This is a genomic window from Algoriphagus sp., assembly GCF_039969895.1.
Lineage (GTDB): Bacteria > Bacteroidota > Bacteroidia > Cytophagales > Cyclobacteriaceae > Algoriphagus.
Window position 1 is genome coordinate 142,566 of record NZ_JBDVMZ010000004.1, and the last position, 26,023, is coordinate 168,588.

Here is a 26,023-nt window from a genome sequence, read left to right on the forward strand (position 1 = left end):
TTGATCGACTTAGTATTCACTTGACTTATTCTTTACCTATGTGCACCAAGGCATCGCCGGCATTGATCACTGGCAAGTTATTCATGCCGATGATATGTCCGTTGGTAGGAGCTTTAACAGGTATTTTCACCTGACCGTACGGATCCGAAATTCGTGCCAAGATCTGACCCTTTTTCACCGAGTCCCCTACCTTCACGCTTGAGTTGAAAATCCCGGAAGCTTTGGCCCTCACCCAATTACTTTCTTTAAGAAAAATCGTGTTTTGAGGCGCAGGGGCAGTTGCAAGCATTCCCAAACTCTCCAACATGCGTTTGGTGCCATTTACCCCTTCCTCAATTCCATATTCATCCAGCCGCATAGATTCCCCTCCCTCAAAAACCAAAATGTGTTTTTTGGCTTTATAGGCCTCCTTACGGAATGATTTCTCGATGTATTTTGAATTGACTACGTAGTGCGTGCCAAAAGCCTTAGCCAGTTCTACCGCCGTTTTGTCCTTATAATCCACCCTGATTTGAGGAAAATTGGTGAGCATACGACCGCCAGTATGAAAGTCAATTCCATAATCAATCTGGGGAATTATTTCATTGCTCAATATAAAAGCTATGCTAGCTGCAAGTGATCCTTTTTTACTTCCGGGAAAACTTCGATTGAGATCCCTACCGTCTGGGAACGTTCGGCTGTTTGACAAAAATCCGTAAATATTCACCAGAGGAATAAAAATCAACGTCCCCTTGAGTAGCTCTAGCCCCTCATCCACTTCTTCAAGCAGTCTTTTGGCGGTCACTACACCATTGATCTCATCGCCATGCACCCCACCACTGATCAAAACTACGGGTCCCTCCTCCTTGGAAGACCGGATAAAAATGGGTAAGTCGATTAATGTATGGGTGGGAAGTTTGGCGATGGCTATTTCCAGGTTCATCGATTGGCCAGGTCTTATCCTTACGCCATTTATAAGCAATTCTTTCATGTGATTATTCTCGTTTTTCAATAGTGATCTCACTAGCTAGTTGGATAAATCTCAGAGGGTACGTATTCCTTTTATTATGCTAATCCTCACCGAAGCTAAATTTTAGATAGTTGACATAAGTTCTTGACGGATACCCATCGCGTTTTATCTTTTCCCCATACCTTCTGAAGCTACAGGAGAGAAATCGGTGCATTTTACTTTTCTCTTTTTCAGGAATGAATACAGGAGGATTGATTGTAAAATAAACCTTCATTAGGTAGATATCATTTCTTAATCGGCCAAAATCTTGCTTATTTCGCAAGGCACTCTAAGCTTATGAATATACAAGAAAACATCTCTCTCAAGGCATTTAACACCTTTGGAATAGACAAAATAGCTCGTTTTTTTACCATAGCCAGAACGGTAGAATCATTAAAAGAAGCGATTACGTGGGCTAAACATCAGGGAATCAAACCCTTGATCCTAGGTGGTGGAAGCAACATTCTGCTAACCCAAAATCTAAATACGTTGGTGATCAAAATTGAGATCGATGGGATCGAAGTAATTGAAGAAACTCAGGAGTTTTATTTTGTGGAAGTAGGTGCTGGAGTGATTTGGCATGAGTTCGTTTTGAAATCCATCGAAAACAACTGGGCTGGAATTGAAAATCTTTCTTTAATCCCCGGAACTGTAGGTGCATCCCCTATGCAGAATATTGGTGCTTATGGTGTAGAGATCAAGGATGTTTTTCATAGCCTAAAAGCGCTGAACAGAGAAACTCTTCAGATGGAGCAATTCGAAGGGCTGCAATGTCAGTTCGGGTACAGAGAAAGCGTCTTTAAGCATGAGTTGAAAGGGAACTATGTGATCTGCTCTGTGATTTTTCAGTTGAGAAAAAAGCCTGAGTACCACACCGAATATGGTGCAATACAGGAAACATTGGAAAATCTGGGAGTAAAAGAGTTAAGCCTAAGAGCGATATCAAATGCTGTGATCGCGATCCGTCAATCCAAATTGCCTGATCCAAAGGAAATTGGAAATGCTGGCTCATTTTTCAAAAATCCAACCATCACTTCTGATCACTACCAATTTTTAAAAAATATCTATCCGTCCATTCCTGGCTACCCTACCCTGGAAGGGATAAAAGTACCGGCAGCTTGGCTCATTGAGCAATGTGGTTGGAAAGGAAAGCGATTTGGAGAAATAGGCATACATGCTAAGCAGCCATTGGTCTTAGTGAATTATGGTGATGGTGAAGGAGAGGACATCAAGGCTTTGGCTTTACAAATCCAGCAATCAGTCTTTGAAAAGTTTCAGGTTGAAATCCACCCAGAAGTCAATTTTCTCTAGACTAATTGATCGTTCACCTCAATTTCCTTTTCATATTTGTCCACCTGCACCCCAAATTTTCTTAAGAAATCCACCCCTTCATCAGTGCCAATTCCCTTATACTCGGCATAAGAATAAAGGTATATGACTTTAGAAATTCCCATGGAGAAAATAATCCTGGCGCAGGCCAAGCACGGAGAAAGAGTGACATACAAAGTAGATCCTTCTACAGAAGTGTTATTCTTCACCGCATAAAGTATAGCATTTTGCTCGGCATGAAGAGCCAGTGAGCAACTTCCCTTGCTATCAGTAGCACACCCATGTACAGGAAACTCTAGGTCGCAATTATGAGTACCAGCCGGCGGACCGTTATATCCAATAGAAATAATACGAGTCTCCTTGGTCAATACTGCACCTACATGTTTTTTGATGCAATGTGATCGTTTGGCCAAATTGACCGCTAATTCCATAAAAATATCATCAAAATCAGGTCTATTCATATCTTAAGCTTTCGGCAAAAGTAGCATTTGAAATCCAAGCCAAATAAAAAATCTAAAATTAATAGCGGGACATTTCCGTTACCGAGTAAAAATTAACTTTCTGGTTTAAACCACGTTTTTTTAAGGAAACACACCAAACTATGAATCGAATAGCGCTTAATAAAATCTTAACTCTCTTATTACTAGCAGGAATGAGTTCTTGTAGCTCCATTGAAATCTTCAAGGAGAATACCGAAGTTCCTATCCGCAAACCTTACACTAGCTTTGTCATCATAAATCAAGAAGTGGGAATGAGAAGCTTTTCATCTGAATTTATAGACACCCAGGTTCAGATTCATTTGCAGGAAGCCTTGGAAGCAGAGGGGATGGTGTATGACACGGATGAACCACAGCTAGTGATACGCTATACTTCAAATGAAGATCCTAGAAAGAGAGAAACCACTCAGAATTTCAATCAATTCCCCTATTGGGGATACCGCGTCTGGGATCCTTGGATGTATAATCCCTACTTCAACAATCAAAACACCACGAGTACAAGCAACTATGAATTGGTTCAAGTTATTGTTGACTTTATAGATCAGGAAGAGGATAAGTTATTGATGACATTGACCGGTGTTACAGAAGTAAGCAGTCAAAAAACTAAGAGCAAAAAAGTATTGAAAACGACAGATAAAATCATTGATTATTTTCTGTTTCAAATCCAAAATGCTCAATAGACAAATGCCCTTAAATTATTCCTATTTGGATCCTTAATAATGCAGCGATTTGAAAATTAATCGACCTTTAGTTCTATTGAACTACTAAATATGCTTTAAAATTGGGTTTTTATGGATTTTTTCATCCTGAGTTGATGAAAAATTTGCATAAGACCAATTACCTTTTAATTTTGTAACATATATTTTGTATTTGACCTCCAAGTTTTTGCATTTCAATGTTAACAATAGTATTAATAGACGACGATCCAATCAGCACTTTTGTTACTGAAAAACTCATTTCTAGAAATGTGAAAGAACCTTGTCAGTTCTACAAATACCAAAGTGCACGAGCTGCATTACAAGAAATTTATACAATCAGGCCAAATTATTTGTTCCTAGATTTGAACATGCCAGAAATGACGGGTTGGGATTTTTTAGATTCTTTCAATTCAGATCAAAATGAAGCTCAGATTTACATTCTGAGTAGTTCTGTTGACGAGAGAGATATTTCCAAAGCAAGTGGCTATAGTGTAGTCAAAGACTATCTTTCAAAACCACTCATTAAAAAATACATCAAAACGATTTTCAATTAAATTTTATTAGCCTACGTATTCCTAGTCGAGGTTAAGCAAATATAAAATTGATCGGAATGTTAGCTTGATTACAGGAGGATTTCCTTAATAGGATTTCCTCTTTTTTTTATTTGCTGAGAAATGATTTTTGTCATAAATGCTCTAGTCACTGCGCTGATAAAGACCTTGATTACGAGCGTTGAGCCATTTTTCATCATTCAGGTGATTCTTAAAGCATCAGTTTCGAATAGACAAACTATTTCGATAGAAGATCTGAAAAGTTTCAAAAAAAATTAATCATCCGTATTGCGCTAATTATTTTTTTACTTTATTTAGTGCCATACAACTATTAAAAACCCCTATCTGAACTACTATGGCGGATTTTGACGACGATTTCGAAGAAGATTTCGAGGACGATGACAACTTCAATGATGATGATGAATTCGGAAATGATTATGAGGATGAGTATGACCTCGATGATGAAAATGAATTTGTCGATGACAACATTGTTGACTTCGATGACGATGAAGAAGAACAAGAGGATTTTGACGATGACCAATTCGATTAACTAGATTCCTTTGGTTAATTGGAGTTAAGAATTTATCTTCGGGCATTCATTAGCAATTCAACAATTTGATCATGATACTACTTGACGTTTTCAGTTCTCCATTAGCTGGAGGAGCCCAAACATTCCTTGTGATTGTGTGTGTATTAATCGGACTAGGTGCCGGCCTTACAGCAATAGACACTCGCAGCACATTCACCAAGAAGAAAAAGGCTGATCATTAATAACTTATATCTTGCTTAAAAGGAGGCTTTCATGCCTCCTTTTTTTATGCCTCATCACTATGTCAGAAACACAAAATTTCGAAAACCACGCAAAATATTTCCCACTGCATCATTTTTTCATCCTTCCCTTGGCTTTGATTTTCTTGGGATGGACCATGATCAGGTTAGACTTTAGCTCGTCAGAAGCTATTTCAAATAGTATTTATCAATTTCTGTTAGCATTTGTCGTATTTCTCAGCTCTTATCTGCCACGCATCTACGCTATCAAAAATCAGAATAGAATCATTCGGTTGGAAATGAGACAAAGGTATTATCACCTTACCGGCAGTCAATTCTTAGAAAAAGAACAGCAATTAAAATCATCCCAAATTATTGCATTAAGATTTGCTGGAGACGGAGAGATTTTAGCACTTATCGATAAAACGATCAAGGAAAATACCCCTCCAAAGGAAATCAAAAAAAGCATCAAAAATTGGACTGCTGATCATCATAGAGTATAAATATGGTCTCCTTAAACGTCCAGCAAAAACTCCCTTTCAAGTAGTGTTATAAGGTTTTTCCTGGACGATTCTTTAAAATCCTGTTTGGAAAAATCCAAGTCAGGTAATCTCAATACCTGGTCAAACTTTTCGTCAGCTTTTTCAATACCAGAAGTTATAAGCACAACCTTTTTTGACTGATGCAGAGCTAGTTGAAGTAACTCAAAACAAGCCTTGCCTTCAGCTGATTGGCTGTCATACCTCCCCTCTCCTGTGATTATCACATCAGCCCATTTCACTTTTTCTACTATTTTCACTTTTTTGAAAAAGTAAGAAGCTCCAAACTCAATAGTGGTGTCAAAAAAAGCTGATAATCCTACCGCGATGCCTCCAGCTGCTCCGAAACCGGGTTGATCTACAAAATTCTTCTTTTGTTTCTTATACACCTGAGCAATTACTTCTTCACAACTAGCTAGGTACGTTTGAAAGTGATTATCAAGTAATCCTTTCTGGGGACCAAAAACTGGAATAGCTCCATTATCACCAAAAAACATGTTTTTCACGTCACATAGGCAGGTAAATCTAACAGGTGGAATATTTGGGGATTTTTGAATATGTCTAATCCTAGAAAGAAAATTAGGTGAAAAATAAGTCAACTCCCTGCCATTTTCATCTAAAAAAATTACTCCCAAATTTGCCAAAATCCCAATACCCAAGTCTATCGTAGCACTTCCTCCCAGGCCTAATACAATTTCTTTTGCCCCTAAGGCCACGGCATCTCTTACCAGAATACCTGTTCCATAAGTGGAAGCGATATAGGGATCTTTTTTTTCGTTGCCGAGTATGGCAATTCCAGAGGCTTCCGAGACGTCTATATATGCTTTTTCTTCATGCAGGTCCCATCCATAAGTACAGGAAATGGGCCTTCCATAGGGATCTAAAGACCAAGCTTGCCTTTGCTCAACACCCAGGTTTCTGGTCAACAAGTCACAAGTTCCATCCCCTCCATCAGCTATTGGCAGTAGTTGAGATTGGACTTTAGGGAATTTACTAGCGAGAAAATCTTGAATTATTCCTCCAGCTTCTTGAGCGCTCATTGTGCCTTTGAAAGCATTAGGAGAAATTAAGACATTCATGATCAGGTGTTTTTCATTCGGTGAAAATAATCCTTCATAGCTACTCTTACTTTGGGTGCCAAATAGAAAGTAGAAATCATCGTAGGTACTGCCATGATAGCATACATCCCATCTACCAAACTAATTACCACATCCAGAGATGCCACTGCACCGGCTACAATAGTGATTAGGTAGAAGTAGTTGTAATAATCGGCTCTTTTGGCACCAAATAAATATCCAAAACACTTATGTCCATAATATGAATAAGTGAACATAGTAGAAAGAGCAAAAATCAATACTGCTATCATCAATAAATACCTGCCATAAATCGGAAGTGCCATGTCAAATGCAGCAAGCGTAAGTCTTACTCCATCCTTCTCTGTAGATTCCCAAACCCCCGTCAACATAATCACCAGCGCAGTAAGCGTACAAACTACCACCGTATCTATAAACGGCCCTAGCATCGCAATTAACCCTTCTCGGATGGGCTCATTGTTTTTGGATGCTCCGTGTACCATGGGTGCTGTTCCTATTCCTGCCTCGTTAGAAAAAGCTGCGCGTCTAGCTCCCACTATGATCACAGCGCCAACAGCTCCACCTGCCATAGCTTCGCCAGTAAATGCATCAGTCACGATTTTCATTAGCATCTCTGGTACGTCGCCTATGTATTTGAACACTATAATCAGCACTGTGATAAAATAAAGTGCCACCATAAATGGAACCAACTTAGAAGCTACTGCAGCAATTCTCTTAATGCCACCCAATATCACAATCGCTACTAATACCATCATAGTTATACCTATAATCCATCGAGTCTTATCTCCAGCATCTAATCCCGCAGGCTCTAAGATTACTGATCTTAAGACGGCAGTTAATTGGTTAGCCTGGAAAATCGCCAGCAAACCCAAAATTCCCGCCCCACAAAAAATGACAGAAAGAAACTTCCATTTTATACCCATTCCTTCTTCAATCACATACATAGGACCTCCTTGAATGTTGCCTTCTGAGTCCTTTCCACGGTACATGATTGCCAGGCTACAGGTGTAAAATTTAGTTGCCATACCCACAAAAGCCGATACCCACATCCAGAATATTGCTCCAGGACCTCCCATGTTGATGGCGATGGCAACCCCACTGATGTTACCTAAGCCCACGGTAGCCGCTATGGCTGCTGACAAAGCTTGAAATGAAGTAATCTGACCCGGTGCTAAATTGTCATCATATTTACCCCGAAGCAATCCTATGGCATGCCCGATTTTTCTAAAAGGAACAAATCCTGAGTGTACTAAGAGAATCATTCCCCCACCCATTAGAATGATAAGCATCGGAGTTCCCCAAATCCAGTTGGCAAAGGAAATAATATAATCGCCCATTAACGTTGTCTATTTATCATGATCAAAAATCTTGATCAGGTGATTTTAAAATTAACATCCATATTAAGTTCATTTTAGTGAAATTCAAAGAATATGGAAAGTTGGGCAATAAAAAACCCGGACTGCTCCGGGTTTAAAATTACCTTCTTTGACTTTACCAGTTCACGGTAGGTGATCTGTAAAACCCTATTCCATTGATATCCCAGCGTTTACCTTGTTGAGCTATTCTTTTTTGGAAATCTTCCCAATTTCTTCGCTCACTAGAAGACCAGGCTACTTCTGCGAGTGCCGCCAGTCTTGGGAAAGCCATGTATTCAATGTCTGCCCGGGTATCAAGAGTTTCTGTCCAAAGTGGGGCTTCGACTCCCAAAATATCTGTTTTGTTGATACCATCTGCATAGGTAGCTGGATCCCAATTGTAAGAATCATCTAGCTCAATATAAGCAGCCCAATGAAGTCCTAATCTAGAGGTAGAATCATACTGCATATCTAAGTAAGTACGCTTGGCTGGAGACATTAAGATTAGGTTGCCTTGTTCTTTGGCAAGCTTTGCGTTTTCCTCCTTCGCCCAAAATTGAGCCACAGCGCCTGGAGCTAATTTAGCTGTTGCGATTTCATCCCAGCCCATGCTTTTCTTGCCATACTTTGTTACAATCCCTTGTACTCGCTCCACAAAATAGATGTAATCATCTTTCTCAGTCACAAGTGACTCATCGCCTCCAATATGAATATATGGGCCAGGAGTAAGCTCGACAAGTTCTCTAATCACATCCTCTACGAACGTATAAGTAATTTCCTTATTGGTCGCAAATGTGCTAAAACCTACTTCTATCCCAGTATAAATCTCCGCTGGCTCGGGGTTTTTATCAAGAATATTAAAATCAATTTCTCCCTCGGTCATCGTAGAAAAGTCTCCATCTGGTAAATTGACACCAGGGTTTAGTTCGGCATAAGAAGCCAATGCAGCATTGGTATGGCCTGGCATATCAATCTCAGGTACTACTGTGATAAATCTATCTGCAGCATAATTCACGATTTCCACATAGTCTTTCTGAGTGAAAAATCCACCTTCAGTCCCTCCTACTTCCGTTTGCCCCCCTATTTCAGTCAATTTAGGCCATGATTTAATTTCTATTCTCCAACCTTGATCATCAGACAAATGAAGATGTAGGTGGTTGTATTTCAGACTTCCCATCTGATCTATGTAGTGCTTCACGTCTGCTACAGATATAAAGTGCCGCGCCACATCCAGCATCGCTCCTCTGTAACTAAACTCAGGAGAGTCTTCAATTTTCCCATTACCAATCACCCAATCCATGTCCACCACAGAGGAATTTTCAATTTCTACCGGCAGAGCTTTGATTAGTGTATGCACTCCATAATAAAGGCCAGCGGCTGAAGTAGAGGAAATTTTCACCTGATCACTGCTGATGTCTATGCTATAGTTTTCTGAAGCTTCACCACTTTTCAATTCCAATATCAAATCTCCTTCTTCTGAAGAAATGGGAATTTCAAATCCTGTTGCAGGGCGCAACTCCTCTGCAAGAAAACTACCTACTCTAGCCAAATCTTCACCAGTCCCAACCAATTGAATGGATGAACCAGCCTCTAATTTAAAAACTCCGCTGGACGAAGAAATAGCACTTGGTATGGGTATAATACCAGCATCTGTAAGTTTTACTTCAATCTGCGGCTGGCATGAACTAATGCAAAGCGCAGCAAATACAACTAAACAACTCAGGGGAAATTTCATAGAATTATGTTTGGGTAAACTTAATCTATTTTTTTAACAATGTTTGAACAGCAACTTGATTTTATAAGAAAACGATTCCTCTATACATTATTCTAGCAATCGCAGGTCAGAATTGTGGAATTGAATTCCTAATTGTAAGTTGTTTTTGATAATTTCAGATTTAGAAGAAAAATAACATGCATATCCTCTATTTTACCAGTAAAATGGCAGAAGTAACACAGGAAATATCAAATTTAAGAAATGAGACCGCTTCGATCCCCGGTCTTTCAGCATGATTGGCAAAAATTGTAAGGCGACTGGCATCATTGCGGATAATAGAATATAATTGAAATAAATACTATACTGTTTTACCATTAACTATTGAATTAATGAAAAGTAAAGGTTCGAATTCTGGGAGCTCCCGGAGAAAATTTCTTAAAGGCTCTGTGTTGGCAGCAGCCGGATTTTATATCGTTCCTAGACACGTGCTAGGTGGCCCAGGTTTTATAGCTCCTAGCGACAAGCTCCGTGTAGCGGGAATTGGTGTCGGAGGAATGGGCTGGAATGACGTGAGTGGGGTAACAAGAACTGAAAAGGCAGATTTTATAGCCCTTTGCGATGTAGATGACACCCGAGCTCAGCGTAGCCGTGACCTTCATCCCAATGCCAAATATTACAAAGATTACCGTGAGATGCTCGACAAAGAGGGGGATAACATTGATGCCGTCACGGTATCTACTCCTGATCATATGCATGCAGTGGCTGCCATGGATGCAATGAAAATGGGCAAACATGTCTATGTCCAAAAGCCTTTAGCTCATGACATCTACGAAGCAAGAATGCTCACAGAAGCTGCAGAAAAATATAAAGTAGTCACACAAATGGGCAACCAAGGTTCCTCGGGAGACGGGGTACGACAGATGGTAGAATGGTATGACGCTGGGCTAATTGGAGAAGCTACCAAAGTGTATTCTTGGACTGACCGTCCCGTCTGGCCTCAAGGTATTCAATGGCCGACCGAACCTGTTACTCCTCCAGCGGATTTGGACTGGGATCTATGGCTAGGCACCGCACCATACAAGGATTATGTAGGGAATCTTGTGCCATTCAACTGGCGTGGATGGTGGGATTATGGTACAGGAGCACTTGGTGACATGGCCTGTCACATCATGGAGCCACCTTTCCGGGTGTTGGGATTAGGTTATCCAAAATCAGCAGAATGCTCTGTAGGCTCTGTCTATGTCGGGGAATTCAAAAGGGGCTATTTTCCAGAGAGTTGCCCTCCATCTTCTCATATTACCTTGAGATTTGACAGACCAGGAAAAGAGGACTTGGAGTTTCATTGGATGGATGGCGGTATACAGCCTAATAGACCTGTAGAATTAGCACCAAATGAGCAAATGGGTGACGGTGGTAATGGAGTTATTATCGAAGGAACCAAAGGTAAAATGATGTGCTCCACCTATGGTAAAAACCCACAACTGCTACCTACTTCAAAGACAAAAGACATTACTGTTCCGCAAACATTGCACAGGGTACCTGGAGGAGATGGAGGTCATTATAATAATTGGGTAGAAGCATGCATTGCCGGACATGGATCTGAAGAATTTAAAAATTTGAGTTCTCCATTCTCTATCGCAGGGCCACTAACAGAATCTGTCCTTATGGGCAACTTGGCTATAAGAAGCTACGACTACAGAGTTCCAAAAGCAACCAACGCGCAGCAATTCGACTATCCTGGAAGAGGAATCAAACTCCTTTGGGATGGGCCAAAAATGGAAGTCACTAACTTTGACCCTGCCAATCAATTTGTAAAGCGGAATTATCGAGGAGACTATTCCTTATAACTGAAAAACGGCTTTGGAATGATTTCAAAGCCGTTTTTTTTTGGATAATTTATAAAATCTACATTGCACTTCATGTTTGGAAACTGAGCATACCCACTGAAAACTTTCTATAGTAAACCTTCTCTCTACGAATAAATTAAAAGCCCTACTTATCGCTCCACCTCTAGCTCTACCCTCCTATTTTTGGCGCGCCCTGTTTCTGTAGCATTGGACGCTGTAGGTCTAGTCCCACCCCACCCTGATATTCTGAGACTTTCAAACGGTACTCCCTGAGTAATCAGAAAATCCCTAACACTTCCTGCTCTTTCTAGAGAAAGCCCTTTGTTGAGACCTGGGTCTCCAGCACTGTCCGTGTGGCCATGAATTCTGAGTTTCATAGTTGGGTTTTCTAAAAGGAAACCTGCTAACTCTGTCAAGGATTCTTTAGTCCCTTCGCCTTCCAGTTCCGAAGTACCTCGCTTGAAATTCACATTCTCAAGCAAAACAATACTTCCCGATTCAGCTTTGGTCATTAGAACCACAGTCGGTTCACCTGACATTATTTCTGATAGCAGAACTGTTTTAGGAAAGTATCCTTCCGCGTTAACCTTAACCTCGTTGACTTGAGAATTGGCTAGCTCAGAGCGAAAAACTGAATCAGCTGCACTTCTAATTTGGGTTGATTCACCAGCCTTCCAGCTGACTGAGTAAGGAACCAGAGTTTTATTTTTCGCGTCCACTACAAACCAAGAAATAGGACTTTCACTAGTTTCTACAGGTGTCTCAGTCATTTTCACTTCTGGGAACCCCACTGAAGAAGAAGGATATATCGGTGTAATTGCTACTTTTTTTGCAGGTACTGCTTTAGCTATGGGAGCTAAAGGTTTTGGAGAAGCCATGACAAATTCCTGAGGAATGACAAGAGGAATGATCGTTTCAAAGGTTAACAAATCTGCAAAGCCATCACTATTCTGTGTACTAGTCCACACTACCTCCTCAGAAGTAATAAATGTGACAGAAACTTCAGATCCAGCCGAACTCACTTGCTCCCACTTCACAGGCTTGCTCCAAGTAGTCCAATCATCACCCATTCGCTTTGCTATGAACAGGTCTTTACCCTCAGCATCCGCATGCATGTTGGAAGAAAAATACAGCTGTCCGGATTTTGTGTCATAAAACGGACTCATTTCTTGTCCTATCGTATTTACAGCAGCTCCAATATTGACTGGTTGAGACCAAGTAATAGGACTTGTTTTTTGACTGACGTAGATGTCCTCGTTTCCTTTGGAGTCTGTACCTTTTCCAGATAGAAAAATCACCTTGCCTCCAGAAGCTACCCGGCCAGTGACTTGACCTGAAAGTTCGCTCAGGCCTTCCACAGTCACTTGACGCAGGAAATTCCAATCCTTTCCAAATTTGGAATATTGGTAAATACCGAATCTTTCCCCTCCTGTATGATAGACCAACAAGGTAAGGTAATCCTCCAGCCCCAATGAAAAATCATAACCATCCGTACTCAGGTCAGCTCGATGAACTGCTTGTAGCCATTCACCTGATTCTGACTTTTGGGTCATCCAGATATCACCAGGATCTGTTATACCTCCTAAATTATTTGGGTGAAAAGCTCGGGTAAATAGTAGGGTATTGTCACCTATCCACACCGGATTCATGTCGTCCTGTGGGCTATTAGCTCCAGAAAGGGAAACTACTTTTTGAGCATGCAGACTAAATGAAATGCAAAAAGCAAGTAGCATGAGGCCACTTGCTTTAAGTAATACGTTTTTGAATTTTCTCATAGATTATTGATCCAGCACAATGGCAAATACCAATGGCGCTACGATCGTTGCATCAGACTCGATAATGTATTTCGGTGTGTCGATCCCTAGTTTGCCCCATGTAATTTTCTCATTTGGCACAGCTCCAGAGTACGAACCGTAGGAAGTGGTCGAGTCAGAGATTTGACAGAAATAACCCCATAATGGCACATTGGTTCTCTGCAAATCCTGATGCAGCATCGGCACCACGCATATCGGGAAGTCTCCTGCAATTCCCCCGCCAATCTGGAAGAATCCTACAGTACTTTCTTCTGAAGCATTCTCAGTGTACCAATCTGCCAAGAAAATCATGTATTCTATTCCTGTCCGTACTGTATGTACATTTTTCACATCTCCAGAGATCACATGTCCTGCAAACATATTTCCCAAAGTAGAATCTTCCCATCCTGGCACAATGATAGGAATGTTCTTCTTGGCTGCTTCGAGCAACCAACTATTTTTTGGATCTATTTGATAAGACTCTTCTAATTTGCCAGAAAGCAAGATTTTATAGAAAAACTCGTGTGGAAAGAAGGATTCTCCAGCTTGGTCAGCCTTCACCCATTCTTCCAATATCACATTTTCGATTCTTCTCATTGCTTCCATTTCAGGAATACACGTATCAGTAACACGGTTCATGTGACGCTCCACTAAGTCTTGCTCCTGAGCTGGAGTCAGTTCGCGGTAATTAGGAATTCGCTCATAGTAATCATGCGCTACCAGGTTGAACACATCCTCTTCGAGGTTGGCACCTGTACACGTGATGATTTGAACTTTGTCCTGGCGGATCATCTCAGCCAGAGATATCCCGAGCTCTGCAGTGGACATAGCACCAGCGAGCGTCACCATCATTTTGCCTCCGTTATCCAAATGACTTTTGTAGCCTTCAGCGGCATCGATCAGCGCCGCCGCATTGAAGTGACGGTAATTATGCTTTAAAAATTCAGTGATTTTCATTCTATAAATTTTCGTTAGTGGGGTAAAATTACCCAATTTTTTACCACAAAAAAACCCAGCATTTGCTGGGTTTCAATATTCAGGTTGGTGGATTAGCTTATTTCGCTGTATCTACTGGATTAGCTGTATATTCTTTATTGAGGCCTTCGATCACCGTTTCAGTGATGTCAAATGCGTCATTTCCGTACCAAACAGCTCCACCTCTGGTGTAGCTAAGGATCATAGCCAATTCATTTTGCTCTGCATATGTCTTAAGGTAGCTCTGAACTTTATCATATACTTCGCTATAAAGTGCTGCCTCGTCAGCTGACAATTCTTGCATTAAGTTGTCACGATAAATCATAAGGTTTTGCTCCTTTTTCCCTAACTCTTCTTGCTTGGCACGTTGCTGATTTACAGTCATGTTGCCGCCAGTCTGCTGGAAATTTTGAACTTCCTGCTGAAAGCCAGTTGCTCTTCCCTGAAGATCACTTTCAAATTTCTTTCCCTTTTCAGTTAGTTCTTCAGATTTGGCTTTGAAGTAATCATACTTATTGATCACACTATCTGTATGGATAAATGCGATATTCAATTCACCCTTTCTTACTTCGCTTGTAGAGCTTTCTCCAGTGGAGCTAGAAGTTCCAGCATTATCACAGCCGTATAAAAGCACTGTAGCAAGGCTCAATGCACCGATTAGTTTTAATCCTCTTTTCACTTTGTAGATGTTTTTGATTACAAGGGCGCAAATATAAAGAAAGTATTGATTTTACAAGAATTGTAATTGGCGCAGATCTCAAATATGAGAAGCCAATCAAAAATATAACTCTTGAGCTATCCTATATACTTGTGTGTGAGCCTCTACAATTTTGCTGACGTTTGGCGAATAGCCGCCACCCATACAGCACATTATTGGCGTTTTCAGTGATTTGGCCAAAGTGAGTACCATTTCATCTCGCTTTCTTACACCTTCTACACTCATCGCCAAACGCCCAAGCTTGTCACTTTCCAACACATCTACACCGCATTGGTAAATGATAAAATCAGGAGAAAAATCCTTTAAAATATAATCAAGATGAAACTGTAAAATCTTTAAATACTCATTATCCCCTGTACCATCAGGGACTGCGCTGTCCAAATCAGACAGTTCCTTTCTCATGGGATAGTTCTTTTCCCCATGCATACTAAAAGTAAAAACGTTAGGATTATTGGCAAAAATACTAGCAGTTCCATTCCCTTGATGAACGTCTAAATCTACTACAAACACTTTCTTTGCCAGTTGATTTGCAAGTAAATAATTCGCTGCAACTGCAATATCATTTAACAAGCAAAAACCCTCGCCTCTATCCGCAAAAGCATGATGTGTACCTCCAGCTATGTTCATCCCTATGCCATAGTGCGAGGCAAAGACGGCTGCTTGGACAGAACCGTCTAAGATGGTAATCTCCCGATGCACAAGTTCGGCCGACAAGGGAAATCCGGTAGCGCGAATTTCGGATTTGGACAAGGTTAAGTTCTTCAGCTTCCCCCAATAGTTCTGCGTATGGGTAGTGAGAATCCATCGCTCCTCTATAGGTTCAGGGACAAAGAAATTCTCTTCTTTTACAATTCCTTCATAAAGCAGCTGGCCAGGTAGCAAATCATATTTCTCCATCGGAAATCTGTGATTATCCGGCAATGGGTGCTTGTAACTAGGGCAAAAGGCAATTTTTAGCATAAAAAAACGCCTGCGTCAAGCAAGCGTAAGATTTTAAATTTGAATTTTAGTTTGGTCAATCTTCGATATCTTCTTCCTCTGATTGGAAGGCATACATGGTATCATCTAGCTCTATGGTGTCATCATTGAACTCTTTGATAAATTTAGAAATCACCTTTTCATCTATGTGATCAATATTCAGCGCAGCATCCAGTCCTATCCCAAAATCGTGATGCGTATCTATATCTACGAACTCTTGGACCTTTACACTTTCCTCCTCTTCAATCTCCATAATAATCTCAGTGATAAACCAACCGATCTCTTCTTCCTCGCTTGTCAATGGTTTCAGATTGCCATTTTCATCCTCCTCGTATGATATCCCCTTGAAATTCTGAAACTTCTGGGCAGCCTTATGCTCCGCCAACTCATACACCTCACTCGCGTGGTGCAACCTGAGCGTGTATAATGCCGCATCATAGATTACTTCTTTACCTTGATACATTCCTACAAAGTAGAAGTTCACAAACTCGTCACTGTTCTCTTCATCCGGAAGGATTTTAAAGGACTTTTTAGTCTTTTTTAGTTCTTCCTTTAGCTCTTCAATACGTTGAGGGTCAAACCCTGGATTAGAAATTGACATAGTTAAATAGTTAAAGAATATAATTTTAAGATGGTTAGCAATTCAATAGTACTAAATCCTGAAGTAATATAGAATCAAAATCTAATGGAATTTAATTAATTCCACAAAAGTTAAAAATGATTTTTTCAAAAAAATGACCAATCCATCAAAACATAATACACTGATAATCAAATGGAATTAAATTCTCATATTCAAACCCCTTTCTTAACTGTCAACCCTATTCTGAAGAAAGAGTTACAAATTCCTGTGCGATAAAAGATTATCAGCCAAAGGAATTTCATTAAGCCTCAAAATAATTCTTATTATTCGATCTCTGACGATTCTCAAGCGAGAAGAGATTGATTAACTACACGATATTATAAAATCCAATGCATTTCCTTCTAGTTGTTACCAAAAATTGAATTGATGATACTCAGTACAATCGCAAATAAGATAGCCCACCAAAAACCATCCACCACAAATCCAGGCATAATCCAATCAACTAGCATGATCATCAGCGCATTGATCACCAAGAGAAACAGACCAAAAGTCACTAAGGTAATCGGTAAAGTCAGTAGAATTAAAAGGGGCTTAATCGTACTGTTGATTAGGATTATTACTGCAGCAAGGATAAATCCAGTCATGAAAGTATCCACATGAATTCCTGATAATAGGAATTCAGCAATTAATACAGCTATCCCTCCCAATAAAATCTTTACTAAAAAATTCAAAGGTTTATTCGTCTTTTCCATAAGTTAAAATACGTGAATTACTTTAAAGATCTCCCTCCACTATTCCAGTCGCCTTACATCCTTTGCCAATCATTTTGGAAGACCGATGATCGATCACCGAAGCGGCCTCAATTTCCAAGTTTGATATTTTCTAGGTGACTTTTGTCTCTTTACTTGTGAAATAGCGGATATACAAGATCAGTTTTAGCCAACTTTAAAAACTGATAAATATCATCCAAAAAAAAATGGAATGCTTCTGCCACGAGATGCGTTACTTGATTTCGTTGCCTTATATTTGTATCCTATTTCAATAAATCCAAATCCGAGTGATAATCATCATTTTCTTCCTTTTGCATTGGTATTTCTCTTTGTTCTGCCAAAGTTTCTTCCTTCATAGATATGCTGCCCATCAGATGTTCTACATGAATAAATTTTGGGAAAAATTCTTCTACTTTTTCACTTGGATGTGGCAAGGTAGCTCATATCTTTCGCCACGTGCCTATGCTATTCTTCACAGAATGCATCATGCTTACAGTGATACTCCACTTGATCCTCACAGTCCGCACCATACAGAGAACCTGTTTACGATGATGTGGAAAACAAAAAACATCTACAACGAATATTTCTCTTTCCGCTTAAAGCCTGAGGAGAGATTCTCTAAGGATATTCCTGATTGGAACAAGTTTGACAAATTCGCTGACACGATGCTCGTGAGAGTAGGTTGGGGCTTATTGTACGTGGCTATCTATGTGCTTTGTATCTCAGTTTTTGAGCTCTCTGGCACACATTGGTGGATGTATTTCTTATTGCCTATTCATTTTCTCATGGGACCAGTGCATGGCGCTATCGTGAATTGGAGCGGACATAAATATGGCTATTCAAATTTCGACAATAACGATAAGTCTAAGAATAGCCTCTTGTTGGATGTGCTGATGCTAGGAGAATTATTTCAAAACAATCACCATAAGCTGCCCAACAGACCGAATTTCGCGGTGAAGTGGTATGAGTTTGATCCGACTTACCCAATCGTGAAATTACTTCATCTCACCAGGATAATTAAATTACGGACTTCATAGTCCATAAGGCCTCAAAAGAGGCCTTTTTTATTGAAATCTACTTAATAGCATGTGAACTGCAGAACTCTCTAGATGAAAAAAAATTAAACTAAAATTGGTTTTTTGTTGCAATTGTGAAACTAAACGAATAATTTTCTAACAATTAAAACTTAACACCTTATTTATGAAACCATTAACTAGAGCCGAGGAAGAGATCATGCAAATCCTCTGGGAAATCGAAAGAGGATTTGTCAAAGACATCCTAACCCCTATGACTGACCCTAAGCCAGCATACAACACAGTTTCAACAATTGTTAGAATTTTGGAGCGAAAAGGATTTGTCAGTCATAAGTCTTACGGAAAGAGTCACGAGTATTTTCCTATCGTATCGAAAGACGAATACCGTTCTTTCATTATTAAGAAAATGCTAGGCGGGTATTTCGACAATTCTTTCGGAAAACTCACTGATTTCTTCAAAAATGACGAAACGCTGAACACGAAAGCATTTCAGTAAGCATTTCGAAGAATCAAAAAGCATAAAAAAACCTGGCATCACTGCCAGGTTTTTTTATGCTCATATGTTAGTATTAATTCACTACCATCAAGAGTTCTTCAACTGCTTTTACTAGTTGCTGATCTATTCCTCTATCAATCTTTCCAGGCATATTTTTCACTTCTATTTCTGGGCGTGTCTCATTATTTTCCATCCACTCTCCTGCCTTATTTTTAGCTGAAATAGGAACAGCACCCCAGCGCGAACCGTCTGGAAGGCCCTCCCATCCTGCAAACGAGCAAGTTCCGGGAGTTGGCATTCCTAAGGTTTTGCCAATTTTGAGATCGGTGTAGCCCGACGCAAAACAATGTCCGTCAGAATAATTGGCTTCGTTGAACATCGCTAACGTAGGCTTTGTCCAGCGGGAAGTAGGTTCAAAACCTACATTACGCGCTTCAGTAGCATAGGTAATAAATTTTTCTCCGGTGAAAAACATCGCCAAATCAGCCACTAAATCTCCACCACCATTGAATCTGGTATCAACTATCACCGCTTCACTCTCGCTGAATTTTCCCATCATTTCTTCATACACATTGCGGTATGGGCCGTCACTCATACCCGGAATGTGTACGTAGCCTAGCTTGCCACCACTCAGGCTATCTACTTCAGCCTGATTCATTCTTACCCATCTTTTATATAAGAGTTGATTCTCCGCACGAAGTGAAATAGGCTTGATGGTGAGTTGTTTTCTTTGGTTTGTTGCTGGGTTGAGCACCTCTATTAGTGTGAATTTGTCCGCTTTTCTATTCAGATACTTAGCCATGTCCGTATCTGGAGCTACAGTCACCCCGTCGATTTTCTCGATGATCATACCTTTTTTCACCTCCAGGTCTGCCTTGTCTAATGGGCCACCCGCTAGTATCTCCGTAATTTTGATCCCATTTCCGTCATAGTCATAATCCCAAAATACCCCCAGAGCAGCAGTAGCATCCGCCATATCAATAGACCTAGAATACCTCGATCCAGCGTGAGATACGTTCAGCTCCCCGATCATCTCAGAGATCATCTCCGAAAATTCGTAGCCGTTTCCTATAGATGGAAGGTATTTCTCATAGTCTGCCTTAGCTTTTTGCCAATCTACCCCGTGCATATCAGGCGTGTAGAATATGCCTTTGGTACGAAGCCACACGTGCTCAAACATATAAGCCATCTCTGCCTCCTGATCATATGTCATTTCCCCAGCTATCTTGATTGATTCTTTCTTCATCCCTTCTGGGTTGATTTTGGAAATACTGCCATTGCTCAACAGGAAGAGATTTTTCTGCTCCTTATCCCACATCAAACTTGCTGAATTGGCATCTAGGCTGATTTCCTGCTTAGTTTCTTTGGTTCTTATATTGGTGCTCCACAGGTTCATTCCTTTCTCAAATGCGGCCAAATAATAGAGCTTTTCACCGTCTTTAGACAAAACAGCATCGCCTAATGAAGATGAATGGATTGTCAGTTTTGCCTTTCTATCTTCTATCCCCTCCCAGTCAAACGTCAAATCCTCTACTTTTTTATCCTTTTCTTTGTCATCTTTTGCTTTATCGTCCTTCTCCTCCTTTTTACCTACTTTTTCAATCTCTTTCATCAAATCAAAATCTTCCTTAGATAGTGAAAATTTATCCCAGGCTGTCTGATCAAAAAACATCGTATAGACATCGCTTTGGCTCTGGCCGCTGGTGGCATAGCTTCGCAAACCATCTCTATTGGAAAACCAAATCATCTGCTTGCCCTCATTCACCCACATAGCATTGTCGTCACTGTAGCCACTATTTGTAAGGTTTTTCATTTTCTGCTTACCGGAAGCGTCTAAAAGAACAACCTCGGAGTTTGACATGGTAGGTCGGTAAGTTGCTAGCAACCACTTACTATCTGGAGCCCAGGTAAAGTACTGATCTCCATCTCGCATGTGAAAAAGTTGCTCAGGAGTCATCAAAGTCACAGTAGCCTTTGTCTCCAAGTCAAGGACTTTCAGCGTGCGCCTGCCTTCTACAAAGGCAAGCTTTTTTCCGTCAGGTGAAAACTTAGGGAGGTAAGCCTCATCTTCCAACGTCACAAGTGGCTCCTCTTTTATAAGTGAAGCCGCAAAAAAGAATGGCTCCTCAGATCTTACTTTTTTACTTTGAAAAATCTGCCATTTACCCTCTCTTTCGCTGGCATACACCAGTGATTTTCCGTCAGGAGCAAACTCTACAAAACGCTCTTGCTCTGCTGTATTCGTAATTCTTTTTGTCAAGGACCCATCTACTGATGTGACAAAAACCTCTCCTCTAGCTATGAATGCGATTTCTTTACCATCTGGAGCTATAGACATTTCCCGCACTCCTCCATTGATGGAGATGTATTTATCTGAGTTACTGATAGCTTGGGTTTTTATGGTAACTGCTACTTTCTTGGGAGCTTCACCTTTGCGAAGCGTATAAAGCTCACCGTCGTATCCAAAGCTCATCAGTCCATTATCAGAAATCGTTAGAAAGCGAACCGGGAAATTCTCCAAACTGGTCAATGCTTCATTTTGGGTGGGTTGGGAAGCAGACATAGCAAAGACATTGAAGCTTCCATTTTTTTCGCTCAAGTAATAAATCTCTGATTCATCAGGGGAAAAAACCGGATTTCTATCCTCACCATAAAAAGTCGTGAGCATTTTATGCTCGTTGCTTTTCGTGTCGTACATCCAAATATCTCTGGCAATTCCAGACTGATGATGCTTGCGCCATTCATTTTCGCCGCCTTTTTTATCGTGGTAGAGCATCTTGCTCCCATCTTTGTTGAGCGTCACATATTCTGCCGGAATAGTAAATACCTGATCCACTCTTCCTCCATTTCGAGGAACTGAGTAGAGCTCTGGCTGTGAACCCGTCGGATATTGCCTATGCTCAGCGATATCCATCCTTTGTGTGCCAAAGATAACCGATTGATCATCAGACGTGAATTCAAAGGGTTGCTCATCATTGGAGTGAAATGTAAGTCGGGTAGCCGGTCCTCCATCAGGACTCATAGAGAAAATATCAAAATTCCCGTAGCGATCTGAGGCAAAGACCAAAGTCTTGCCGTCCCGACTCCAAACTGCCTGGTAGTCATGTGCCTCATGGAAAGTGAGCTGTCGGGCAGCACCGCCAGTACTTGGCACCGAGTATAAGTCACCTTTGAAAGTGAAAACTATTTGCGTCCCATCAGGAGAAATAGCAGGATAACGCATCCAATTAGGAGCACCTTGAGCCACGGCTAGACTACCAATAAAGCAGCCTGCAAGAATCCCAAAAATCTTAAGTCTTAAAATCATAACTAGTTTATTTGTGCTTCAAATTAATCAAAATTGTAATTTGAAATGCTTCTCATTTTTTAATCGGCGGATTTTACAAGGATTGAATCCAAAATCAATCAATGGTTTTTATTCCTTAGGCAGACAAGGCTATATTTGCACCTCGAAAACCAACGCATTAGATGAACTCATTTATAGAAGAATTACGCTGGAGAGGCATGCTTCAAGACATGACTCCCGATATCGAAGAACACCTCACTAAAGGGATGGCTTCGGCCTATCTTGGGTTTGACCCCACGGCAGATTCCTTGCACATAGGTCACTTGGTTGGCGTGATGACTTTATTACATTTCCAACGCGCTGGTCACAAGCCATTTGCTTTGGTAGGTGGAGCTACTGGGATGATCGGAGATCCTTCCTTCAAATCCGCAGAAAGAAATCTCCTGGACAAAGCTACTCTGGATTACAATGTCGCGTCTATTCAAGGTCAACTTGCTAAGTTTCTAGATTTCTCTGGCGCTACTTCCAACAAAGCTGAATTGGTAAATAACTACGACTGGATGTCTGAATTTAGCTTTTTGGATTTCATTCGGGATATAGGCAAACATATCACGGTGAACTACATGATGTCCAAGGATTCTGTCAAAAAGCGTCTTGAAGATGGTAATGGGCTTTCTTTTACCGAATTTTCTTATCAATTGATCCAAGGTTACGATTTTTATCATTTGTGGAAAAATGAGAACTGCAGCATTCAGCTAGGCGGATCTGACCAATGGGGAAATATCCTTACGGGGACAGAATTGATCCGACGAATGGGCGGTGGAAGTGCTTATGCGCTGACCGTACCTTTGATCACCAAAGCGGATGGGACTAAATTCGGTAAAACAGAAAGTGGCTCGGTTTGGCTGGATTCGGAGAAGACTTCTCCGTATGCCTTCTACCAGTTTTGGTTAAATGTATCTGATACAGATGCCTCGAAATACATTCGGATTTTCACGGTTTTGGATCAGGAGACAATCGAAAGATTAGAAGCTGAACATGCCAAAGCTCCTCATTTAAGGGTATTACAAAAAGAAATTGCGAAGCAAATCACCATCATGGTTCATGGAGAATCCGAACTGGACATGGCAATGAAAGCATCAGAAATTTTGTTTGGCAAGTCTTCCACTGAAGATCTCGCAGCGCTAGATGAACGGACTTTCTTGCAGGTTTTTGAGGGCGTTCCGCAGGTGCAGATAGGTCAGGATGAATACAGTGCATTAGGTTCTGTTCTTGATCTATTCGGAGAAATTACTCAAGGGGTGGTATTTGCTTCCAAAGGGGAAGCACGAAAAATGATCCAAGGCGGAGGAGTGAGTATCAACAAGGAAAAGCTCACCGATCCAAACGCAGAGGTCCAATTGACTTTGCTTCAAAATAAATACTTGCTGGTACAGAAAGGCAAGAAAAATTACTTTATCATAGAAGTAAAGTAATCCTTTGAGTATCATACGAAAAAGGCTTTAGGAAATCCCTGAAGCCTTTTTTTATGGAAATAATTCAGAATATAGCGGGCATTTGCTCTGATTTTTTGACCCGAGTTTAATATCTTTGAAGTCAATGATTATCTAAATGATCAAACTCATGGCGGGAGAGAAAAACAAGGAAAAACTAATATTAGATGTTGCAGTGGCGCTTTTCACATCCAAAGGCTACGTGGCCACGAGAATGGAGGATATATCCCAAAGTGCGGGAATAAGTAAAGGCCTCACCTATTTTTACTACAAAAACAAGGAGGACCTATTCATGGCACTGACCAAAAAGGCCTTCGACCAATTCAAAGATGAATTCAGAGAAGTCTATAGATCCAAAGGAAAAACAGGCTTGGAAATGATCTCTGACCTACTTCTGAAGATTGTAGGATTTGCCAAAACTCAGCAAGTCTATTACGATGCTATTCTTAATTTTCTTGACCTTCTCAAAAAATACAACAATCCGGAAACCCGCCAGCTCATAGATCCAAAAACGCTAAACTCAATACATTTTCAAAAGCTTCTGGAGATTCACCATGAACCCGCTAAAATCGGTATCATGATGGTCAGCCAAGGAATCAAAGATGGAAGTATCCGGGCTGAATTGCAGCCAGAGATCACCTTCTACACGATATGGAGTATGATAATCGGCTATGAGAAAATGCTCGGGCCTATAGAATATGAGGGCAAAGACATCAAACTTCACGCTGAAAATTGGGAGCCTGGTTTCTTAAAGTTGCTGCAGGAAATGCTAAAAGGAACCATTCAGGCAACAAAGAAAACTACTGTGCAAACAAGTTTATTTTAAGAAAAACGTACTCAAGAATACAAAAAGAAAGGCTGTCGAATCGAATTCGGCAGCCTTTCTCATCTGTAGAAGACTTCAGTTCTCGCTACTGATTAATGCACATCACCCATCAATTTATTAATAAACGGTCCAGCGATCAATACCAGCAGACCAGCGCCCACAGAATATTGAGCAATCAATAGAAAGCCATCTGTATAGATGCTTAGCGTTTCGAACCCCCCAATATTTTTATCCGTGCTTTCAATAGAGAGTTGCTTGCCAATAAAGCCTACCACCTGAAATGCAAAGGCAGAAGAAAGGAACCAAACGCCCATCATGAATGCTACAATTCTTTTTGGAGACAAATCTGTAATCTTCGAAAGACCCACTGGAGACATAAAAAGCTCACCTACAGAGATCAAGAAGTACATAAGAAGCAGGTAAGCAAACGGCACCATTCCATTTTCATCTGCACTTCCTTGACTTATCGACAGGATGTAAAAACTAATTCCAGCAAACAATAAACCCATTCCAAATTTGTAGGGAGTTCTTGGGTTCAGATTTTTCTTGGATAGTCTAGTCCACAACATGGAAATCGGAATGGCTAGAATAATGATCCACATGGAGTTTAGAGAATTTGTCTGAGAGGCAGTCATAATTCCTCCTAGATCTACATTACGAGCTGCAAAGAGGGTGATTACACTTCCAGATAGCTCATGAAAACCCCAAAAAATGGTCATAAATACCGTAATCAAAACGGCCACGATAAGTTTCTTTCTCTCATCTGGGCTGGACTGAACAATGATATAAGCTAAATACCCCAGGATACTCACACCGATGATTTTGAAGATAATGTTGACCATGTTCTGATCTCCAAAAAAGTCCCCTTCACTGCCTAATGGCTTGTATGCAGCTAATAAATATGCGATAAAAGGTACCGTCAAGAATGATAGGATAGGAATCAAATACCTATTTTTCACACCCAATACTTTAGTATCAATGCTGCCGTTGGCAGGAGGCATACCCCTATCACCGAAAACGCCGTTCCTGATGCCTGTCCAGAAGAAAATAAGTCCTGATAACATCCCGAATCCTGCCAATGCAAAACCATAATGCCATCCATACGTCACGGCAAGCCAGCCGCAGAGCAAAGGTGCGATCCAGCCACCGATATTTATCCCCATATAGAAAATGGTAAACCCAGAGTCTTTTCGAGGATCACCATCTGGATACAGGGTGCCTACAAAAGTTGAAATATTTGGTTTGAAAAAACCATTTCCAACGATGATGAAAGAAAGTGCAATAAAAAAGGCGACGTTGTTCTCCACTGCCAAAACGAAATGGCCTAATGACATCAATATTCCACCCAGAAAAATGGAATTTCTCATGCCGAGAATTTTGTCAGAGATTCTTCCTCCTATCACTGTAGAGGCATAAACTAAGGAACCATAAGATGCATAAACGGCTGCAGTGGCATAATCTCGGTCTGTCAATGCTTCAAAAATAACGTCCACCATATATAAGGTGAGCAATGCTCGCATTCCATAGAAGCTAAATCGCTCCCACATTTCAGCAAAAAATAGATAAAATAAGCCTTTGGGATGGCCAAATAAGGTTGGCTCGTCTAGTTCAATTTCAAGGTCTTTTTCCAAGGGTAGTTTTATTTGGGTGAAATCAATTTTACAATGATAAACCTTTTTAGGGCTTGTTTCCAA

The 26,023-nt window shown here is 40.6% G+C and carries 24 protein-coding genes; 11 read left to right on the plus strand and 13 right to left on the minus strand.

The genetic code is table 11. The features are described from left to right. Positions 1-25: 25 nt before the first annotated feature. A complete protein-coding gene (locus ABJH64_RS01645) occupies positions 26-970 on the minus strand; it encodes a succinylglutamate desuccinylase/aspartoacylase family protein (protein ID WP_348276761.1) in 945 nt (314 codons plus the stop codon). 315 nt (positions 971-1,285) lie between these two features. On the opposite strand from ABJH64_RS01645, the gene murB reads away from it, so the two are divergent. Then, a complete protein-coding gene (murB, locus tag ABJH64_RS01650; RefSeq protein ID WP_348276760.1) occupies positions 1,286-2,299 on the plus strand; it encodes a UDP-N-acetylmuramate dehydrogenase in 1,014 nt (337 codons plus the stop codon). On the opposite strand, the gene ABJH64_RS01655 is transcribed toward murB, so the two are convergent. Beyond that, positions 2,296-2,778 carry a dCMP deaminase family protein gene (locus ABJH64_RS01655; protein ID WP_348276759.1) on the minus strand — a complete coding sequence of 161 codons (483 nt, stop codon included), beginning with the start codon at positions 2,776-2,778 and terminating at the stop codon, positions 2,296-2,298. The two genes, murB and ABJH64_RS01655, sit on opposite strands and share 4 nt — an antisense overlap. 140 nt (positions 2,779-2,918) lie before the next feature. Here ABJH64_RS01655 and ABJH64_RS01660 point away from each other — a divergent pair, with 140 nt between their 5' ends. The 5 genes from ABJH64_RS01660 to ABJH64_RS01680 all read left to right on the plus strand — a co-directional run bounded on the left by ABJH64_RS01660 (position 2,919) and on the right by ABJH64_RS01680 (position 5,334). Next, positions 2,919-3,494 carry a DUF4136 domain-containing protein gene (locus ABJH64_RS01660; protein ID WP_348276758.1) on the plus strand — a complete coding sequence of 192 codons (576 nt, stop codon included), beginning with the start codon at positions 2,919-2,921 and terminating at the stop codon, positions 3,492-3,494. A 215-nt stretch (positions 3,495-3,709) separates the two neighbouring features. After that, positions 3,710-4,066 carry a response regulator gene (locus tag ABJH64_RS01665; protein ID WP_348276757.1) on the plus strand — a complete coding sequence of 119 codons (357 nt, stop codon included), beginning with the start codon at positions 3,710-3,712 and terminating at the stop codon, positions 4,064-4,066. 352 nt (positions 4,067-4,418) lie between these two features. Then, positions 4,419-4,613, plus strand: a complete 195-nt coding sequence (locus ABJH64_RS01670; protein ID WP_348276756.1) for a hypothetical protein — start codon at positions 4,419-4,421, stop codon at positions 4,611-4,613. 71 nt (positions 4,614-4,684) lie between these two features. Next, the gene (locus tag ABJH64_RS01675; RefSeq protein WP_348276755.1) at positions 4,685-4,834 is read left to right on the plus strand and encodes a hypothetical protein; all 150 of its coding nucleotides are present in this window, start codon (positions 4,685-4,687) and stop codon (positions 4,832-4,834) included. Positions 4,835-4,893: 59 nt separating this feature from the next. Next, the gene (locus ABJH64_RS01680) at positions 4,894-5,334 is read left to right on the plus strand and encodes a DUF6526 family protein (RefSeq protein ID WP_348276754.1); all 441 of its coding nucleotides are present in this window, start codon (positions 4,894-4,896) and stop codon (positions 5,332-5,334) included. 11 nt (positions 5,335-5,345) lie between these two features. Here the strand turns inward: ABJH64_RS01680 and ABJH64_RS01685 are convergent, their stop codons facing one another. The 3 genes from ABJH64_RS01685 to ABJH64_RS01695 all read right to left on the minus strand — a co-directional run bounded on the left by ABJH64_RS01685 (position 5,346) and on the right by ABJH64_RS01695 (position 9,554). Continuing rightward, complete coding sequence (locus tag ABJH64_RS01685; RefSeq protein WP_348276753.1) at positions 5,346-6,449, minus strand: glycerate kinase; 1,104 nt, start codon at positions 6,447-6,449, stop codon at positions 5,346-5,348. A gap of 2 nt (positions 6,450-6,451) precedes the next feature. Further along, complete coding sequence (locus ABJH64_RS01690; protein WP_348299576.1) at positions 6,452-7,801, minus strand: alanine/glycine:cation symporter family protein; 1,350 nt, start codon at positions 7,799-7,801, stop codon at positions 6,452-6,454. Between the two features lie 154 nt (positions 7,802-7,955). Further along, complete coding sequence (locus tag ABJH64_RS01695) at positions 7,956-9,554, minus strand: family 20 glycosylhydrolase (protein WP_348276751.1); 1,599 nt, start codon at positions 9,552-9,554, stop codon at positions 7,956-7,958. A gap of 368 nt (positions 9,555-9,922) precedes the next feature. On the opposite strand from ABJH64_RS01695, the gene ABJH64_RS01700 reads away from it, so the two are divergent. Next, on the plus strand, positions 9,923-11,380 hold the full coding sequence (locus ABJH64_RS01700) for a Gfo/Idh/MocA family oxidoreductase (protein ID WP_348276750.1): 1,458 nt from the start codon (positions 9,923-9,925) through the stop codon (positions 11,378-11,380). Positions 11,381-11,529: 149 nt separating this feature from the next. Here the strand turns inward: ABJH64_RS01700 and ABJH64_RS01705 are convergent, their stop codons facing one another. The 6 genes from ABJH64_RS01705 to ABJH64_RS01730 all read right to left on the minus strand — a co-directional run bounded on the left by ABJH64_RS01705 (position 11,530) and on the right by ABJH64_RS01730 (position 17,176). After that, positions 11,530-13,155, minus strand: a complete 1,626-nt coding sequence (locus tag ABJH64_RS01705; protein ID WP_348276749.1) for an OmpA family protein — start codon at positions 13,153-13,155, stop codon at positions 11,530-11,532. A 3-nt stretch (positions 13,156-13,158) separates the two neighbouring features. Then, positions 13,159-14,130 carry a deoxyhypusine synthase family protein gene (locus ABJH64_RS01710; RefSeq protein ID WP_348276748.1) on the minus strand — a complete coding sequence of 324 codons (972 nt, stop codon included), beginning with the start codon at positions 14,128-14,130 and terminating at the stop codon, positions 13,159-13,161. 97 nt (positions 14,131-14,227) lie between these two features. Then, complete coding sequence (locus ABJH64_RS01715) at positions 14,228-14,827, minus strand: OmpH family outer membrane protein (RefSeq protein WP_348276747.1); 600 nt, start codon at positions 14,825-14,827, stop codon at positions 14,228-14,230. A gap of 96 nt (positions 14,828-14,923) precedes the next feature. Continuing rightward, positions 14,924-15,826: a histone deacetylase gene (locus ABJH64_RS01720; protein WP_348276746.1), complete on the minus strand. Its 903-nt coding sequence runs from the start codon at positions 15,824-15,826 to the stop codon at positions 14,924-14,926. Positions 15,827-15,881: 55 nt separating this feature from the next. Continuing rightward, entirely contained in the window at positions 15,882-16,445 is a 564-nt protein-coding gene (locus tag ABJH64_RS01725; protein ID WP_348276745.1) for a hypothetical protein, read from the minus strand. 380 nt (positions 16,446-16,825) lie between these two features. Next, positions 16,826-17,176, minus strand: coding sequence for a phage holin family protein (locus ABJH64_RS01730; protein WP_348276744.1), 351 nt, complete (start codon positions 17,174-17,176; stop codon positions 16,826-16,828). Between the two features lie 305 nt (positions 17,177-17,481). On the opposite strand from ABJH64_RS01730, the gene ABJH64_RS01735 reads away from it, so the two are divergent. Continuing rightward, on the plus strand, positions 17,482-18,231 hold the full coding sequence (locus ABJH64_RS01735; protein WP_348276743.1) for an acyl-CoA desaturase: 750 nt from the start codon (positions 17,482-17,484) through the stop codon (positions 18,229-18,231). Positions 18,232-18,394: 163 nt separating this feature from the next. Then, on the plus strand, positions 18,395-18,724 hold the full coding sequence (locus tag ABJH64_RS01740) for a BlaI/MecI/CopY family transcriptional regulator (RefSeq protein WP_348276742.1): 330 nt from the start codon (positions 18,395-18,397) through the stop codon (positions 18,722-18,724). Between the two features lie 73 nt (positions 18,725-18,797). Here ABJH64_RS01740 and ABJH64_RS01745 read toward each other — a convergent pair whose 3' ends face one another. Continuing rightward, positions 18,798-22,031 (minus strand): S41 family peptidase, encoded by a 3,234-nt coding sequence (locus tag ABJH64_RS01745; RefSeq protein ID WP_348276741.1) that lies wholly within the window; start codon positions 22,029-22,031, stop codon positions 18,798-18,800. Between the two features lie 161 nt (positions 22,032-22,192). On the opposite strand from ABJH64_RS01745, the gene tyrS reads away from it, so the two are divergent. Together tyrS and ABJH64_RS01755 are read left to right on the plus strand one after the other, a co-directional pair. Beyond that, a complete protein-coding gene (gene tyrS, locus ABJH64_RS01750; RefSeq protein ID WP_348276740.1) occupies positions 22,193-23,485 on the plus strand; it encodes a tyrosine--tRNA ligase in 1,293 nt (430 codons plus the stop codon). Between the two features lie 136 nt (positions 23,486-23,621). Beyond that, complete coding sequence (locus tag ABJH64_RS01755) at positions 23,622-24,329, plus strand: TetR/AcrR family transcriptional regulator (protein ID WP_348276739.1); 708 nt, start codon at positions 23,622-23,624, stop codon at positions 24,327-24,329. Between the two features lie 92 nt (positions 24,330-24,421). On the opposite strand, the gene ABJH64_RS01760 is transcribed toward ABJH64_RS01755, so the two are convergent. After that, a complete protein-coding gene (locus ABJH64_RS01760) occupies positions 24,422-25,960 on the minus strand; it encodes an oligopeptide:H+ symporter (protein ID WP_348276738.1) in 1,539 nt (512 codons plus the stop codon). Positions 25,961-26,023 lie beyond the last annotated feature (63 nt).

What these genes read in the sequence shown, in the direction of transcription:
- ABJH64_RS01645 (WP_348276761.1), bottom strand. Translation starts at nt 970, where the DNA reads ATGAAAGAATTGCTTATAAATGGCGTAAGGATAAGACCTGGCCAATCG.
- murB (WP_348276760.1), top strand. Translation starts at nt 1,286, where the DNA reads ATGAATATACAAGAAAACATCTCTCTCAAGGCATTTAACACCTTTGGA.
- ABJH64_RS01655 (WP_348276759.1), bottom strand. Translation starts at nt 2,778, where the DNA reads ATGAATAGACCTGATTTTGATGATATTTTTATGGAATTAGCGGTCAAT.
- ABJH64_RS01660 (WP_348276758.1), top strand. Translation starts at nt 2,919, where the DNA reads ATGAATCGAATAGCGCTTAATAAAATCTTAACTCTCTTATTACTAGCA.
- ABJH64_RS01665 (WP_348276757.1), top strand. Translation starts at nt 3,710, where the DNA reads ATGTTAACAATAGTATTAATAGACGACGATCCAATCAGCACTTTTGTT.
- ABJH64_RS01670 (WP_348276756.1), top strand. Translation starts at nt 4,419, where the DNA reads ATGGCGGATTTTGACGACGATTTCGAAGAAGATTTCGAGGACGATGAC.
- ABJH64_RS01675 (WP_348276755.1), top strand. Translation starts at nt 4,685, where the DNA reads ATGATACTACTTGACGTTTTCAGTTCTCCATTAGCTGGAGGAGCCCAA.
- ABJH64_RS01680 (WP_348276754.1), top strand. Translation starts at nt 4,894, where the DNA reads ATGTCAGAAACACAAAATTTCGAAAACCACGCAAAATATTTCCCACTG.
- ABJH64_RS01685 (WP_348276753.1), bottom strand. Translation starts at nt 6,449, where the DNA reads ATGAATGTCTTAATTTCTCCTAATGCTTTCAAAGGCACAATGAGCGCT.
- ABJH64_RS01690 (WP_348299576.1), bottom strand. Translation starts at nt 7,801, where the DNA reads ATGGGCGATTATATTATTTCCTTTGCCAACTGGATTTGGGGAACTCCG.
- ABJH64_RS01695 (WP_348276751.1), bottom strand. Translation starts at nt 9,554, where the DNA reads ATGAAATTTCCCCTGAGTTGTTTAGTTGTATTTGCTGCGCTTTGCATT.
- ABJH64_RS01700 (WP_348276750.1), top strand. Translation starts at nt 9,923, where the DNA reads ATGAAAAGTAAAGGTTCGAATTCTGGGAGCTCCCGGAGAAAATTTCTT.
- ABJH64_RS01705 (WP_348276749.1), bottom strand. Translation starts at nt 13,155, where the DNA reads ATGAGAAAATTCAAAAACGTATTACTTAAAGCAAGTGGCCTCATGCTA.
- ABJH64_RS01710 (WP_348276748.1), bottom strand. Translation starts at nt 14,130, where the DNA reads ATGAAAATCACTGAATTTTTAAAGCATAATTACCGTCACTTCAATGCG.
- ABJH64_RS01720 (WP_348276746.1), bottom strand. Translation starts at nt 15,826, where the DNA reads ATGCTAAAAATTGCCTTTTGCCCTAGTTACAAGCACCCATTGCCGGAT.
- ABJH64_RS01725 (WP_348276745.1), bottom strand. Translation starts at nt 16,445, where the DNA reads ATGTCAATTTCTAATCCAGGGTTTGACCCTCAACGTATTGAAGAGCTA.
- ABJH64_RS01730 (WP_348276744.1), bottom strand. Translation starts at nt 17,176, where the DNA reads ATGGAAAAGACGAATAAACCTTTGAATTTTTTAGTAAAGATTTTATTG.
- ABJH64_RS01740 (WP_348276742.1), top strand. Translation starts at nt 18,395, where the DNA reads ATGAAACCATTAACTAGAGCCGAGGAAGAGATCATGCAAATCCTCTGG.
- ABJH64_RS01745 (WP_348276741.1), bottom strand. Translation starts at nt 22,031, where the DNA reads ATGATTTTAAGACTTAAGATTTTTGGGATTCTTGCAGGCTGCTTTATT.
- tyrS (WP_348276740.1), top strand. Translation starts at nt 22,193, where the DNA reads ATGAACTCATTTATAGAAGAATTACGCTGGAGAGGCATGCTTCAAGAC.
- ABJH64_RS01755 (WP_348276739.1), top strand. Translation starts at nt 23,622, where the DNA reads ATGATCAAACTCATGGCGGGAGAGAAAAACAAGGAAAAACTAATATTA.